16 protein-coding genes are annotated in these 13,437 nt (G+C 63.4%); 5 read left to right on the top strand and 11 right to left on the bottom strand.

Annotation, left to right across the window (positions count from 1 at the left end):
• Positions 1-10 precede the first annotated feature (10 nt).
• From GLX_RS02270 to GLX_RS02250, 6 genes are all read right to left on the bottom strand, one after another.
• Positions 11-955: an alpha/beta hydrolase gene (locus tag GLX_RS02270; protein ID WP_041247087.1), complete on the bottom strand. Its 945-nt coding sequence runs from the start codon at positions 953-955 to the stop codon at positions 11-13.
• A 243-nt stretch (positions 956-1,198) separates the two neighbouring features.
• Complete coding sequence (locus GLX_RS02265; RefSeq protein WP_014104425.1) at positions 1,199-1,549, bottom strand: hypothetical protein; 351 nt, start codon at positions 1,547-1,549, stop codon at positions 1,199-1,201.
• A 256-nt stretch (positions 1,550-1,805) separates the two neighbouring features.
• The gene (locus GLX_RS02260) at positions 1,806-2,870 is read right to left on the bottom strand and encodes an alkene reductase (RefSeq protein WP_014104424.1); all 1,065 of its coding nucleotides are present in this window, start codon (positions 2,868-2,870) and stop codon (positions 1,806-1,808) included.
• A 3-nt stretch (positions 2,871-2,873) separates the two neighbouring features.
• Complete coding sequence (locus GLX_RS17975) at positions 2,874-3,116, bottom strand: hypothetical protein (RefSeq protein WP_148268526.1); 243 nt, start codon at positions 3,114-3,116, stop codon at positions 2,874-2,876.
• Positions 3,117-3,120: 4 nt separating this feature from the next.
• On the bottom strand, positions 3,121-4,140 hold the full coding sequence (locus GLX_RS02255) for an Lnb N-terminal periplasmic domain-containing protein (RefSeq protein ID WP_014104423.1): 1,020 nt from the start codon (positions 4,138-4,140) through the stop codon (positions 3,121-3,123).
• Entirely contained in the window at positions 4,137-6,170 is a 2,034-nt protein-coding gene (locus tag GLX_RS02250; protein WP_014104422.1) for an esterase/lipase family protein, read from the bottom strand. Before GLX_RS02250 ends, GLX_RS02255 begins: the two co-directional genes overlap by 4 nt.
• Between GLX_RS02250 and GLX_RS02245 the strand changes: the two genes are divergently transcribed.
• From GLX_RS02245 to GLX_RS02225, 5 genes are all read left to right on the top strand, one after another.
• Positions 6,169-6,474, top strand: a complete 306-nt coding sequence (locus GLX_RS02245) for a hypothetical protein (RefSeq protein ID WP_041247086.1) — start codon at positions 6,169-6,171, stop codon at positions 6,472-6,474. The genes GLX_RS02250 and GLX_RS02245 overlap by 2 nt on opposite strands.
• Positions 6,475-6,571: 97 nt before the next feature.
• Positions 6,572-6,931, top strand: a complete 360-nt coding sequence (locus GLX_RS19165) for a putative hemolysin (RefSeq protein ID WP_014104421.1) — start codon at positions 6,572-6,574, stop codon at positions 6,929-6,931.
• Positions 6,932-6,968: 37 nt separating this feature from the next.
• A complete protein-coding gene (locus GLX_RS02235) occupies positions 6,969-7,139 on the top strand; it encodes a hypothetical protein (protein WP_231850380.1) in 171 nt (56 codons plus the stop codon).
• 170 nt (positions 7,140-7,309) lie between these two features.
• Complete coding sequence (locus GLX_RS02230) at positions 7,310-7,612, top strand: hypothetical protein (protein WP_148268525.1); 303 nt, start codon at positions 7,310-7,312, stop codon at positions 7,610-7,612.
• A 180-nt stretch (positions 7,613-7,792) separates the two neighbouring features.
• Positions 7,793-8,320: a hypothetical protein gene (locus tag GLX_RS02225; protein WP_228391537.1), complete on the top strand. Its 528-nt coding sequence runs from the start codon at positions 7,793-7,795 to the stop codon at positions 8,318-8,320.
• Positions 8,321-8,571: 251 nt separating this feature from the next.
• Here the strand turns inward: GLX_RS02225 and GLX_RS02220 are convergent, their stop codons facing one another.
• From GLX_RS02220 to GLX_RS02200, 5 genes are all read right to left on the bottom strand, one after another.
• Entirely contained in the window at positions 8,572-9,150 is a 579-nt protein-coding gene (locus GLX_RS02220) for a DNA-3-methyladenine glycosylase I (RefSeq protein ID WP_231850379.1), read from the bottom strand.
• Between the two features lie 151 nt (positions 9,151-9,301).
• Positions 9,302-11,503: a pyrroloquinoline quinone-dependent dehydrogenase gene (locus GLX_RS02215; protein WP_014104417.1), complete on the bottom strand. Its 2,202-nt coding sequence runs from the start codon at positions 11,501-11,503 to the stop codon at positions 9,302-9,304.
• A complete protein-coding gene (locus tag GLX_RS02210; RefSeq protein ID WP_014104416.1) occupies positions 11,503-11,889 on the bottom strand; it encodes a hypothetical protein in 387 nt (128 codons plus the stop codon). The genes GLX_RS02215 and GLX_RS02210 overlap by 1 nt, the downstream gene beginning before the upstream one ends.
• Before the next feature lie 419 nt (positions 11,890-12,308).
• Positions 12,309-12,722 (bottom strand): RrF2 family transcriptional regulator, encoded by a 414-nt coding sequence (locus GLX_RS02205; RefSeq protein WP_014104415.1) that lies wholly within the window; start codon positions 12,720-12,722, stop codon positions 12,309-12,311.
• Positions 12,723-13,018: 296 nt separating this feature from the next.
• Positions 13,019-13,435, bottom strand: coding sequence for an RrF2 family transcriptional regulator (locus GLX_RS02200; RefSeq protein WP_014104414.1), 417 nt, complete (start codon positions 13,433-13,435; stop codon positions 13,019-13,021).
• Between the last annotated feature and the right edge of the window lie 2 nt (positions 13,436-13,437).

Raw genomic sequence — 13,437 nt, 5'->3', positions numbered from 1 at the left:
CACAGATGCGTTACAGGAAGCGGCGCACCGCTGCCACCACATCGTGGCGGACGCGTGTGGCAAGTGGGGAAGGCAACAGGTCGAAGCCGTGCACCGCACTGGCATAGACGACAAGTTCGGTCGGCACCGCCGCTTTCCACAGACGCTGTGCAAACGTGACATCCTCATCACGGAACAGGTCCAGCGCCCCGGTCACAATAAAGGTTGCAGGCAGCCCCGAAAGGTCGCGCATGAAGGCGGGCGACAGATAGCCAAGTTGCGGGTCATCATCGGCCAGCGCCCCGCGCACGACAGACCATGCATGCCGGTTCTGCGCGCGTGTCCATACGAACTCCCCTGTCGTCGGGTCATCGGAAGGGGCGTCCGCTCCGCCGGTACGCAGGTCAAGCATCGGGTAAACCAGTATCTGCGCACGCAATCCCACCTGGCCACGGTCACGCGCCAGCAGGGCCGTGGCGGCGGCAAGGCATCCGCCCCCGCTATCCCCCATCACCATGATACGCGCGGGATCGACCCCCAGTTCCCCCGCATGCCCATGCAGCCACACCAGGGCGGCATAAACATCCTCCAGCCCGCCGGGAAAGGGTGTTTCGGGCGCAAGGCGGTAATCCACCGAAACGATCAGCGTGCCTGTCGCCGCGGCCAGACGCTCCAGCATGCCCGCCTGCATGTCGGGTGTGCCGGCAATCATCCCCCCACCATGAACATAGAGGATGGCAGGCGCCGCCGCCGTAATGCCTGTCGGGCGGAACATGATGACCCGCACGTCGGGTGCCCCGTCGGGGCCGGGGACGGTGCGCTCCCCGTAACCGACCGGGCCTGATTGCAGGAGGGCTGTGATCCCCGTGACCAGGTTGCGGCGGAAATCCTCAAGGCTTTCCCGTTCCGGGTCGAAGGATGGGAACGACGACACCATATCACGCTGTGCGCCATCAACCAGGCCAAGGGTTGTCATGGGAAGAACGCTCCATTTCTCTCTAGAACCGACCCGATCATAGGGAGCCATGCGGGGAGATGACAGTGACCCCTACAACAATTTGAATTGTCCCGATTTTCTGGCAATGCGCCCACCCGCATGCCTTACCCCGTGTTATGTCCCGCCGGAAAAGTACCGGGCCTGATTACGGTCGTCGCAGAGCATTTCCACCGAACCGGTTTTCGGTTGAAATGCTCTGGTTTATTGTTTTTACGGGTACCCTCATCTGTTTGGCTGCGTGCATCCAGCCAGGACCCGCACTGGCATGCACGCGGTCTGTACGGTGACAGCACCGTCGTCTCCTGCCCCTGGTATATGCCTGCATTCATGATCATGGCTGCCTGCGGCACCCTCCCCATTCAGGGCGCGGGCGGCTATCTTGCCGCAGGCGGCGTTGCCCGCACCGGCTTCGTCCATGTTCATGTGCACAAGCTGGTCTGTCCGGCACACCCCGCCGCCGTGCATGGTGTAGCTGACCGGGGTATCGTCGGGTCTGCCTTCATATTCATGCAACTGCTCGGCCATGCTGCCGACCTTGCCATTATGACCATTGCCCGAAATGTCGCGGATCATAACACCTTTGTATTCATCCGCCACGGCAGGATGGGCCGCCAGTATGGGCGCAGGGACGGCCCGGTCGGCGCGCGGACGCCTCGACCGGGTCCGCCTTTATGTCAGGCAAGACCCGCCATTATGGAAAGAACCATCCATACCTGCACCAACGCTGCATGAATACCAGCCAGTACCATCATGCGGGCATTGGCGCTGGCCCCACCGGCGGCGGGAAGCCACGGGTTGCAACTGGCCAGCGCGTGAAACGGGCACGGGGTCAGTCGCCGGATTCACCCAGCGTGGGGTAGTCGATATAGCCTTCCGGCCCATGGGTGTAGAACGTGGATGGGTCGGGCGGTGTAAGCGGTGCGCCCGCGCGCAGGCGCTCGGGCAGGTCGGGGTTGGCGATAAAGGACTGGCCAAAGGCGATGGCGTCTGCCCTGCCCTCTTCCACTGCCTTTTCAGCGGCTTCGGGGGTGAAGCGTTCGTTGGCGATATACACGCCGCCAAACTGTTTTTTAAGCTGCGGGCCAAGGCTGTCCGGCCCTTCGGCTTCACGCGCGCAGATAAACGCAATGCCGCGCCGGCCCAGTTCGGTGGCCACATAACCAAATGTGGCGGCGGGGTTGGAATCCCCCATGTCATGCAGGTCGCAGCGCGGGGCCAGATGCATGCCCACCCGGTCGGCCCCCCAGACATCAATGGCGGCGTCGGTGACTTCCAGCATCAGGCGGGCGCGGTTTTCAATCGGGCCGCCATACCGGTCGGTGCGGTGGTTGGTGGAATCCTGCAAGAACTGGTCGAGCAGATAGCCATTGGCGCCGTGGATCTCCACCCCGTCAAACCCGGCCACTTTCGCCAGTTCCGCACCCCGGCGGAAAGCGGCGACAATGCCCGCGATCTCACCGGTTTCCAGCGCGCGCGGGGTCACGTAATCACGCTTGGGGCGCAGTAAGCTGACATGCCCCTTCGCCGCTATGGCGCTGGGTGCGACCGGGGCCTCACCGTTCAGGAAATACGGGTCCGAGATCCGGCCCACATGCCACAACTGCAAAAAGATGCGTCCGCCCACTTCATGCACGGCGGATGTCACTTTCTTCCATCCTTCCGCCTGTTCGGGGGCCCAGATACCGGGCACGCCCTCGTAACCGATGCCCTGCGGGGTAACGGGCGTTGCTTCCGACAGGATCAGCCCCGCCAGCGCACGCTGGGCGTAATATTCGGCCATCAGATCGTTGGGGATATGCGTGCTGCCCGAACGCAGGCGCGTCAGCGGTGCCATGACAACGCGGTTGGGCAGCGTGAGCGCACCGACCTTGAGCGGGGTGAACAGGGTTGGCATGGTCTATCCTCCACGGTTCTCTTTATGGCGCGGATGATGGGCGCATCGCTGGCGGCCCGCAAGTCCCTGCGGCATGGGGTGGGTGTAGCCGGGATTCCGGTTCTCCTGCCGTGTCCCTGCCGGTTCTGTGGGGGCGTGGCGGAAGCTGGAGGAGACTTTTTGCAATAATAAAATTTCCGGGTGCAGTATTTTTACGGAAGGTGCCGTTTTTTGATGCTTTAAAACGGCTTTACCAAAAGCTTCCATTATTTCAGGGCATCCCCGGCCCCTCGGGCGGGGGCAGGGTTGCGCGGATGGCGGTGGAATAATCCGGCCCGATCACCGCATCTGGCGCGCGCCAGATGCGGCTTGCGGCATGCAGCGCGTCATAGTCGGGGTAGTGTTTCGGGTCGTAGGGGCCAAGCAGGTTCATGTCATACGCCATGTCTGCCGTATGACCGCTCAGGATCACGCGCCAGTCAAACCGGTAGCGCAGCCTTGCCCCCGCGCGCGCCAGGATGCCCGTGGTGCAGTTATCGGTCAGGGTGTTGTACCATAGCGGGTGGTGGGTAATGTTGTGTATGGCGGCCATGTAGCTCAGGAACAGCCGCTGGCGGGTCTCGGGCTTCAGGTCAAGGCGGTATAGGTACACCCGCTCACGCCGCACGTCGGTACGCACGCCAATCAGGTCGCGCTCATCGGCGGTCACGTAAAACAGTTCGTAGTGGTGGAAGAAACCGGCAATGGTGGAATAGGCAAAGCGCGCCTGCCTGCGTGTCTCGATGGAAATGGCAAGATGCTGCCCATCACTGAAGCCAAAGCTCAGGAACACATGCGCGATGTTCCGTCCCGCCCAGTAGGAGGTGACAAGGTCCACGCTCTCCAGCCGGTTCAGGTCATAGCTGGCATCGTACCAAGCGGGTCTGTAATCGCTGGTGGTACGGTAGCGGAAATTGCGTACGTTGTGTACATGCACCACATCACCCGTGCGCCATGCATCGGCCGGCACGGCGTATTCTTCCGCCCACCGGCGGTCATTGCGCGGCGGGTCGGTTCCGTACCACACCCCCAGCAGCGCCACCAATGCTGCGCGCATGCCATGGCGCAGACCCGCGCGTGGCAGCCAGCCAAAAGCCACCATGCAGGCGGGAAAAGCCACCGCCAGCGCCACCCGCAGCCCATCGGGCACAATGGTGGAATAGTACAGTGCCGCAGCCCCCCACACCGTGGCCATGGCCCATGCCAGCCGCCCCGCCCATAGCCCGGCAGCATGGGGCCAGTGCGCCCTCATTGCCCGGCCAGCCATGGCGTGGTGGGGGGAGACAGGTTGGGGTGGGCGGCAAGCTGTTCAAGCAGGATGCGCTGCACCTCGTTTATGGTAACGGGGTTGGACTGGGTGGAATGTGCGGAATTGCGTACCACCAGTTCGGATTCAACGCCGGGTATGTGGGCACTTTCATACGAGACCACGCCATCATCGGCATGGGCCAGGTCGCGCGGGTTGCCGCATACGGGTATGATGGAATGGGTGTGCACATCCGCCACGATGGGAATGGTGGGCAGCGTGCGCATGAACGCACTGCGCGGTGACATGGCGTACACACTACCAAGGCGTGGGATGGTGTTGCGCAGGTTCGGGCTGTCGCGGGCGGCGCTGGTCACGATCTCACGCGCGGTTTCGCTCAGGCTCAGCGGCAGGCTGGCCATGCTGCCGATCAGGCGCGCAACCGACATTCCGGCCAGGTAGCTGCCATGCTGGGGGGTGGAAATGAACACCACGCGGTCAATCCCGGGCATGGCGGTGGGGAACATCGTGTTTTTCACCAGCGCGCGGGTTTTGGCATCAAGGTGGAAGGATGAGAGCGGGCGGCCCGCCGTGCCATCCCACAGTCGGCTTCCGGGGTCGATCACCAGCATGCGCGCCAGCAGCCCGCCCTGGCTGTGGCCCACCAGTGTTATGTGACCAAGCGCCGGGTCTGCCGCCACGCCGCCCAGTTCCGCCACCGCCTGTTCTATTGCCTGGCGCAGTTGCCATGCGGAATACGGGATGGGACTGGCGGTGGCGTAGGAGAAGAACCAGAAATCGAAATGGTCGCGGATGCGCGGGTCTTCCAGCAGGTCATTGGCCATGCTGGCCCAGCGGTATGGGCTGGAGGCCGTGCCATGCACGAATATGACCGGCATGTTGCCCCGGTGGTGCGGGGTCATGGCCACAAGGCGCGGGCGGGTGCCGTCAAAGGTGGTGCCATCAAAAAAGCCACGGTATTCCTTGGTGCCCAGCGCGGTATCGACCAGCGCCAGCGCGCGGCCGGCCGTCTGGTCATAGGCCACGGGCACGCGGGCGCCATCAATGGCGGTGGTGGCGGTGTCTGGCGCCATGACGCGCAGCACCAGCCGCCCGTGCAACTGCGTGCCCAGTACCTGCGCGCGGGGGTTGTCCATCTCCACCAGCACGCTGGCGGGCACGCGCAGCCGGTCCGATACGCTGAAGCTGGCATCGGTATCGGGCACGGGGGGGCTGCCCGGCGTCACGGCGGGATCGGGCCGGGCCTGCGCGGTCAGTGCCTCGCCCAGGCCGGGGGTGCGGTACACGTTGTTTATGCCACTTACCGCCATGGTGGCCGTGGGGCGGATATTGTCCAGCACGCGACCGTGCCAGCGCAGTTGCGCGGGGTCGGCCACAAGGTCGATTGTGCCAAAGGGCAGCGCCAGCGTGCCGCTGGCCACCGTGACCGGCGTGCCCAGTGCCGCCGCCAGCCCGAAATTGTAAAAATCACACGCCTGCCTGAAGCGCGGGTCATACCCCGCCGTCTCCCCAGCCTGTCCCGGTTGCAGGTAGGCATAGGCATACAGGGCCGCGGCCAGGAAATCAGGCGCGTGGTGGTGGCGCAGGCCCTGCCGGTAGCTCAGTTCCGCCAGTGCGAACAGCACATCGCCCACATCCTCGTGGCCTGCGGCCTGTGCACGCAGGGCGGCAATGGCGCGGTCGGGGTGGGCGCGCCATGTGGCCAGCAGCGCATGGCGGCGCAGTACGATCAGCGTATTGTCACTCGGCGCGCCGCCCAGCAATGTGCTGCGTATGCTCTCACGGTAGCTGTGCACCAACGAGACCTGCCGCACGCTTACCGGCCCGGCGCACCCCGCAAGCCCCGACAGCGCCAGCAGGCAGGCAAGGCGGAGGCGAGTGCCCGCGCGGGCGCCATGGGGCGGGCGCATGCCCGTTTTGGTCCGTTTCATGGTGGCAAGGTTAAGCACCTGTGCGCCCCGCAGGGAAGACGGTGTTGACAGGCAGGTGCCGCCCGCGTGCATGTAGGGTGACATGCACGCCCCTTTTACCTGCGCCAATGCGCGTTACCGCACTGATACACGCCACGGCCACCCCCATGGCGCGGGGCAGGTGCGCGGCAGCGTGCTGCCCGCCCCGCTGCTCACCCACGCCGAGACGGGTGATACGCTGTGGCTGGAATATGTGGCAGGCCCCGAAGGCCAGATGTTCTGGCTGATGTGGTACGATGCGGGTGGCCAGCCGCGCCTGACCTACAGCGCGGTGATGGATCGGGCCAACCTGGCCATCATGCTGCAGGGGCTGGGCCATGCGGGCGCGCTGCCTCCAGCCGCTGCATGACCCATGGGCCGGTATGCCCGTACCCGCCCACTCTGGCGGCAGGGGGCGTGTGCTGTTACCTGTGTGGACAGCGCCACGAATCGACAGGTGATCCATCATGATTTCTTCCTTCCATACCCTGCCGCGTCAGCGCGCAGCCAGACGGGTCGCCGCACGGGCAACCCTGCGGGCTGCGGCACTGGCCCTGTCCGGCATGCTGGGCGGCTGTGGCCCTGCGCACAGCCTACCCGCCAGCCCTGCCCCCCGCCCTGACCTGGCACCCACGCAGGTGCAGGAACAGCCCGCGCCGCAGTCGCGCATCGGCATGGCCAACCCGGCCTCGGTTTACTGCCAGAAACGCGGCGGCACGCTTGAGATGCGGCACACTGCACAGGGTACTACCGGCTGGTGCCACCTGCCCGATGGCACGGTAGTCGAGGAATGGGCGCTGTGGCGCAGCCACCACTCCGCGCCCTGATGGACGGCGCGCCATAACCCGCCTGCTGGCCGCCATTGTGGTGCTGCCCGTGCTGGCGGGCTGCACCGATGCGCTGATGGCGCGCAACCTGCCCCCGCAGCAGGACTGCGCCCGCCGTGGCGGCGCGTGGCAGGTGACGGATCATGGCCATACCGGCCTGTGCCACCTGCCGCCGGGCAGCCGCGTGGCGGGCTGGGTGCTGGGCTAGGGCTTTACCTGTCGGGATGCGTGTATCCCGACCGGTGAAGATGCCCGTAAAGGCAATAAAGCAGGGCATTTTCACCGAACCGGTTTTGGGTGGAAAGACTCCATGCCCCTGCGTGCAACCCCATGCCGGGGCCAACCGTTGTGGGGGCACCACAATGGAGTGATCAAGACGTGCCTCGTTTCCGCCCCGCTGCCCGGTCTCATACCACATTGCCGCTGCCTGGCCGCCTTGGCCTGCTTGGCCTGTGTGCAGCACTCGCCCTGCCGTTGGCTGGCTGCACCGGCAGGATTGGTGAGGACGCCTGCATTTCCTGCGCGAAGGAAAAGAAACAGGCCAGCGCCAAAGCCACCACCAGCCCGTCCACCCCGCCAACCGTCAACGCGATGGGCCACGGCGTGGGTGGCTCCACCGGCTCGCCCCAGCAGGTGGTACAGAACCAGAGGCCGGGTGTAGCCAACGCATCGGGCATGTAACGCCAATGTGTTTTCCCACCCCTACTGATAGCGGCAAACCACTCCCCTGCCCGCCACGTTAAACGTATGCCAGCCCATTCCTGGCCGGTGCGGTGCCCCCGGCATCCGCCCTGCCACGGCTGGCACAAGGGTCGGGATGATGGTACGGGCGTGCATCCGCACTGCCCTGCCGGTCGCAGCGTGCATAAGACGGGTCACAAGCCCGCCCGCGCTGGTCCCGCCATGCCACCTGCATGTCGGGACACCATGCAGGCCCGCAACCGCGAACAGCGTGTTCCATTACTGTCAAACCCGCTATTGCAGCAGGAGGCCCCCATGGCCATTACCCGTAATGTAGCCGACATCACGACCCGTATCGGTGATTTCCTGACTGGCGCACATGGCGACCGCTCCGGCGCGCTATCGGTGCTGAACGATATCCTTGGCCCCCTGCCCGCGCCCGAGCACCCCAGCATGCTGGAAAACCGGGCCGAGGCCGTGGGTCTGCTGCCGGTCATCCACGCCTGGCAGATACATGACAAAAGTCCCCCTACCGATGAGGAAACGATCCATACGCTGTTCCACCCGGCGGAACTGGCGCGTTTTTCCACCCAGACCGGGTTGTCGGAACTGGCGGCGATGAACATCCTGCGCGAGATGCTGCCTACCGCCGTGCGCCATCGCGCGGTCACCGCACAGGCCAGCAGGGCCGCGCCACCGGTGCAGTAATACCTGACCCGGCCGGGGCCATACTGGAACCTGATCGCAGCGGGTCATGCCATGGCCCGCTGCCACCCGCACACGACCCGCCCCGCCGTGTGCGGGCTGTTTTGTGTGCAGGCCATCAGGTTTTCAGGCCGGACGGCAGGGTGCCTCCTGCCCGCAACCGGATGGCGGGTATACGGCACGGACGGGCTGAGGTTCTGACCTGCGCGCCCCGAATACCCATGGCGCGACATCCGGTGTATCCGTGTGGCCTGTCATGCAGGGCTGTGGCGGAAACAGCCGGGTTCATGGTCATGCACCATACCCGCCGCCTGCATCCACGCATAGGCAATGACAGGCCCCACAAACCGGAACCCCCGCGCCCGCAGCGCCGCCGCCATGGCAGATGACAGGTCCGAAGACGCCAGTACCCGCCCCGACAGGTTGCGCACCGGTGCCGCAGGCACCATGCCCCACGCAAAGGTGGCGAAGTCCTCACCCGCGTCGCGCATGGTCACATAGGCACGGGCATTGCCTATGGTGGCGCGGATCTTGGCGCGCGCGCGGATGATGCGTGGGTCCGCCATCAGCCTTTCCTCATCCACCGCATCGAAATGGGCCACGCGGTCGGGATCAAAACCGGCAAAGGCGGCGCGCAGGCCCTCGCGCCGCCGCAACACCGTGCGCCATGACAGCCCGGCCTGAAAGCTTTCCAGCACCAGCATTTCCCACAGCATGCGACTGTCGTGCACGGGCTGGCCCCATTCGTTGTCATGGTAGGCCATCATCATCGCATCCGCCTGTGCCCAGGCGCAGCGCGGGCGGGTGGGGTCGGGTGTGGTCAGAATGGCCATGAAATAATCCATAGTAAAAAGAATAAAAGTTTTTGGTGAAGCTTTTTGAAAAAAGGCGGCACCCAAAAACTTCTTTACGTTTTTTACGCGCATAAAAAAACCGGGGCCGCATGACGCGGCCCCGGTTCCCTCACCCCGCAGGGGGATTGGGTCAGTTCACGTTATCCAGCGCATAGACCACAAGGTCATCCGTCACCGGGGTCATCATGAAGTGGTGGCCACCCGCCATGATGGCAACATACTGCTTGCCCTTGTACTCATACGTCATGGGTGTTGCCTGCCCGCCACCGGGCAGCACGTCGTTCCACACTTCCTTGCCGGTATGGATGTCAAAGGCATGGATCATGTTGTCGGTTGTCGCGGCAACAAAGATCAGGCCACCGGCCGTAATGACCGGGCCGCCATTGTTGGGCGTGCCGATGGTCAGCGGCAGGTGCGTGGGCAGGCCGAACGGACCGTTGGCGCGCGCGCTGCCCAGCGGGTGCTGCCACAGTACCTTCTGCGTATGCATGTCGATGGCGGTGATCATGCCATAGGGCGGACGATTGCACATCATGCCCGTATATTCATCCCAGAAGGGCGAAACCACGATGCCGTAAGGCGTATCGGCCATCGCACCCGCGCCTTCGGCACCGCCGCCGCCGGGTTTGTAGTTGGGGTCATCCACCGGCATGAGGCCCAGCTGGTCCGCCTTCTTGCGGCTGACAAGCTGGTCATACATCGGCGTGTTGTTCCAGTTGGCGATCAGGATGCCGGTCTTTTCATCATAGGCAACACTGCCCCAGTCGGACCCACCATTATAGCCGGGATATTCCAGCCACGGCTTGTCGATGCTGGGCGGCGTGAACTCGCCCACATAATGCGCGCGGCGGTATTTCAGGCGGCAGTAAAGCTGGTCAATGGGGGACATGCCCCACATGTCGGATTCCTTGAGCGGGGCAAAACCAAGGCGCGGCATGCCAACCGACCACGGCTGCGTGGGCGAGCGCGGATCGCCCGGTACCATGCCCGGCGAGGGCGCGGCCCGTTCTTCCACCGGCAGTACGGGTTCACCCGTGCGGCGGTCCAGCACGAAGGTCTGGCCACGCTTGGTGGGCATGATCAGGGCCGGGACACTGCTGCCATCAGGCTTGGTGAAATCCATCAGCGTAGGCTGGGAGCCGATGTCGTAGTCCCACACGTCCTTGTGCACGGTCTGGAACACCCAGCGCGGCTCGCCCGTTTTCACGTCGATCGCGACCACGGCGGAGGACACCTTGTTTTCTTCAGGTGAACGCATCGCGCTGTAGTAATCGGCAGCCGAGTTACCGGTGGGCACGTAAACCAGCCCCAGCGCGTTGTCACCAATCATCGCGGCCCATGAGTTGGGGGTGCCACGGCTGTAGTGCTCGCCTTCCTTCGGCTCGCCATGTTCATGGGGGCGGTTGACATCCCATGCCCACAGGAAGCGCCCGGTCTCGGCATCATACCCACGGATCACGCCCGACGGCGCCCAGCGGCGCTGGCCGTCAAGGACTTCCTGATTGGTGATGATCGCGCCATTGACGATCGGCGGCGGCGCGGTCTCGGCCACGAAGCCAGGTACGGACTCACCCATCCCCTTCATCAGGTTGACCATGCCATGCCAGCCAAAGCCTTCGCATACCTTGCCGTCCTCGCTGTCCACCTCGATCAGGCGTTCATCCAGCGTGGCTTCAAGGATACGGTGGTGGCAGTGCTCGCCTTCAGGCACGGTAGAGGAGGTGTAATACACCACCGCCTTGCACGCTGCCGTGTACGGGATGCTCTCGTATTTCTCGTTGGCGTGGAAGTGCCAGATTTCCTTGCCCGTGGCGGGGTCGATGCGCATCATGTCATTCAGCGCGGAACACATGTACATCCCGTCGCCAACCTTGATGGGCGTGGTCTCGGCGGCCCACTTGTTGGTCTGCCCCGGTCCCGGTTTGCTGCCGGTGTGGTAGATGAACGCACGCTTGAGGTGGCTGACATTGGCCGGCGTGATCTGGTCCAGCGGCGAGTAGCGCGTGGCCTTGTCATCGCGGGCGTAGCCCGGCCAGTCATCATGCGCGGGGTTAGCCACCACCTGCTCGACCATGGGTGTTGCCTCGCTGGGTTCGGCGGGCGGACCATCGGGAATGTTGGCGGCATTCACGCCCGGTGCCTGTGGGGCATTGGGCGACGGGGCGGCAAACTTGTCAACCGGCTGCGCGGGCTCGCCGGGTGGCACGGTGGCATTGCCGGTGCCGGGGGGCTGGTCGGCGGGGGGAACCTGGGCGTAGGCGGCGGCACAGGACAGGCTGGTAATGATGGTAGCGCCCAGTAGCAGGCTGCGCAGAATCGGGGTCCGGGGCATTACGCGACCTCCCGCACAAGGGTTGAACGCGCGGCTTCGGCACGCTTGAGAACAGGCAGGCACAGGACAACGCCAACGGCCAGCAGGGTGGGGCCGAACACGCGGGGCAGCAGGCCCCAGCCGTCAAAACCGACCTCCCACACCGCCCACAGCCACGTAAAGGCTACGGCCGCAAGGTAGAGCAGGCCACCGGCCACCCGGCCCATGGCCATGAGGACACCCGCCACCGTTACGGCAAGGCCCACGACAACATAGTACCACGACCCGCCAATAAAGGCGAGTTCCGCCCCCATGTAAGCCAGAGGCAGCCCCAGCAGGATAATGATGACCGCAAGACCCAGCGTCGCCCATCCGGCGGGGGTCTGTGGTGTTACGAAAGCAGACATGATGGATGTTCCTCCAGTATCATGATGCGGAAGCTAGTCCCGCCTTCATTAAACGTGAAAAAACGAAACCGTGAGAACGGTAACGACTTTATGAGTATTGTTACAAGACCATCAGTATTCCGCCAAAAAAACGACAGAACGCATGCCGTGCGTGACCGCAAATATACAATATACGAGGGTTTGGAATTAATTTTAACTTGTGGATACCACTGGCGGAACCGTTTTACCTTCCGCGCGTTGCGTCCCGCTCCGGCCAGATGCCGCGCTGTGACCAGGCCATGACCGCGATGGGCCGGACTTTCCACCCGTGCCCGTCGGGACAGCATGCGTGGTCATACCCGACCGCAAGGCCGGACAGCGCATGTCAATATATAACAGTATATAGACATGGCCAGCCCTCCCCCACCTCGTAGGCAGGCTCAGGCCCGATGGTCGGGCAGGATATCATGCAGTGTCGTCTCGTCCAGCACCTTGAAGAAGGCACGCATCGACTGGCCCAGCAGGAGACGCAGGCGACATATGTCCACCAGCAGGCAGTGCTGGCCGTTTTCGGGCTGGCACGAGACAACGGAATTTATGTCCGTTTCCATCAGCCGCACGATATCACCGATAACGATCTCATGCGGCAGGCATGGCAACTGCAGCCCGCCCGACCGCCCCCGGCGCGCCACCACAATCCCGTTATGGGAAAGGCGGTTGACCACCTTGACCAGATGGTTGTGGGAAATTCCGTGGCTGTTGGAAATCTCGTGTACGGATACACGTCTTTCAGGATTACGCGCCAGATAGACCAGAACGCGGATCGCATAATCTGTATGGAGGGTCAGGCGCATGATGACTTGTTGGTGGCCTCCCTGCCATGACCGTCTGGTGTAGGGCTGTACCGTGGCATCAGGGACATCGGGTTCCTGTTATGTGGGATAAGGATGGTAGCTGGTATAAAACAAAATAACCATATACTGCGCGATTGTGGCTTGTAATTTATGACGCCATATTTATCCCATATATTATTATACTAAAAAGTTATATTTAAAGGCCATATGGTCCTGAACCGTAATACCGGCGGGCGCAGGAAAGCACCAGCCGTATTCTTCCACTACGCAGGCCATCATGCAACCTGCCCGCGCGGTTAGTTTTTTTTGTCATCATGCAGGATGTCATGCAGGGTCAGGCGGTCGAGCACACCCATGAAGGCATTCATGGACCGTGAGAACAGGCCGCGCAGGCGGCAGGCATCAGCCAGGATACATTGCTGGCCGGTATCGGGTATGCACGCGACAATGGCCGCCAGGTCCGCTTCCATAAGGCGGACAATATCACCAATAATGATCTGCCGCGGCTCCCTGGCCAGTTCAATACCACCGTTGCGCCCCCGTCGCGCCAGCACTATCTGGCTTGTGGACAGGCGATGGATGACCTTTACCAGATGGTGCTGGGAAATCCGGTGCGTATCAGCAATTTCCTGAATCGCGATCCGCTTGCCCGGGTTATGCGCCAGATAAAGCAGGGCGCGAATGGAATAATCGGTATGAAGGGTCAGGCGCATGG

Source organism: Komagataeibacter medellinensis NBRC 3288 (genome assembly GCF_000182745.2).
In the GTDB taxonomy this organism is placed as follows: domain Bacteria; phylum Pseudomonadota; class Alphaproteobacteria; order Acetobacterales; family Acetobacteraceae; genus Komagataeibacter; species Komagataeibacter medellinensis.
Note: the sequence above shows the minus strand (reverse complement) of the source record. Positions and strands in the feature narration are given on the sequence as shown.

Bases quoted from the DNA above. Each gene is read 5' to 3' on its own strand.
- GLX_RS02265 (WP_014104425.1), bottom strand. From the start codon at position 1,549: ATGATCCGCGACATTTCGGGCAATGGTCATAATGGCAAGGTCGGCAGC.
- GLX_RS19165 (WP_014104421.1), top strand. From the start codon at position 6,572: ATGATTTCTTCCTTCCATACCCTGCCGCGTCAGCGCGCAGCCAGACGG.
- GLX_RS02270 (WP_041247087.1), bottom strand. From the start codon at position 955: ATGACAACCCTTGGCCTGGTTGATGGCGCACAGCGTGATATGGTGTCG.
- GLX_RS02205 (WP_014104415.1), bottom strand. From the start codon at position 12,722: ATGCGCCTGACCCTCCATACAGATTATGCGATCCGCGTTCTGGTCTAT.
- GLX_RS17975 (WP_148268526.1), bottom strand. From the start codon at position 3,116: ATGGAAGCTTTTGGTAAAGCCGTTTTAAAGCATCAAAAAACGGCACCT.
- GLX_RS02215 (WP_014104417.1), bottom strand. From the start codon at position 11,503: ATGCCCCGGACCCCGATTCTGCGCAGCCTGCTACTGGGCGCTACCATC.
- GLX_RS02210 (WP_014104416.1), bottom strand. From the start codon at position 11,889: ATGTCTGCTTTCGTAACACCACAGACCCCCGCCGGATGGGCGACGCTG.
- GLX_RS02255 (WP_014104423.1), bottom strand. From the start codon at position 4,140: ATGAGGGCGCACTGGCCCCATGCTGCCGGGCTATGGGCGGGGCGGCTG.
- GLX_RS02200 (WP_014104414.1), bottom strand. From the start codon at position 13,435: ATGCGCCTGACCCTTCATACCGATTATTCCATTCGCGCCCTGCTTTAT.
- GLX_RS02260 (WP_014104424.1), bottom strand. From the start codon at position 2,870: ATGCCAACCCTGTTCACCCCGCTCAAGGTCGGTGCGCTCACGCTGCCC.
- GLX_RS02220 (WP_231850379.1), bottom strand. From the start codon at position 9,150: ATGGCCATTCTGACCACACCCGACCCCACCCGCCCGCGCTGCGCCTGG.
- GLX_RS02245 (WP_041247086.1), top strand. From the start codon at position 6,169: ATGCACGCCCCTTTTACCTGCGCCAATGCGCGTTACCGCACTGATACA.
- GLX_RS02250 (WP_014104422.1), bottom strand. From the start codon at position 6,170: ATGTCACCCTACATGCACGCGGGCGGCACCTGCCTGTCAACACCGTCT.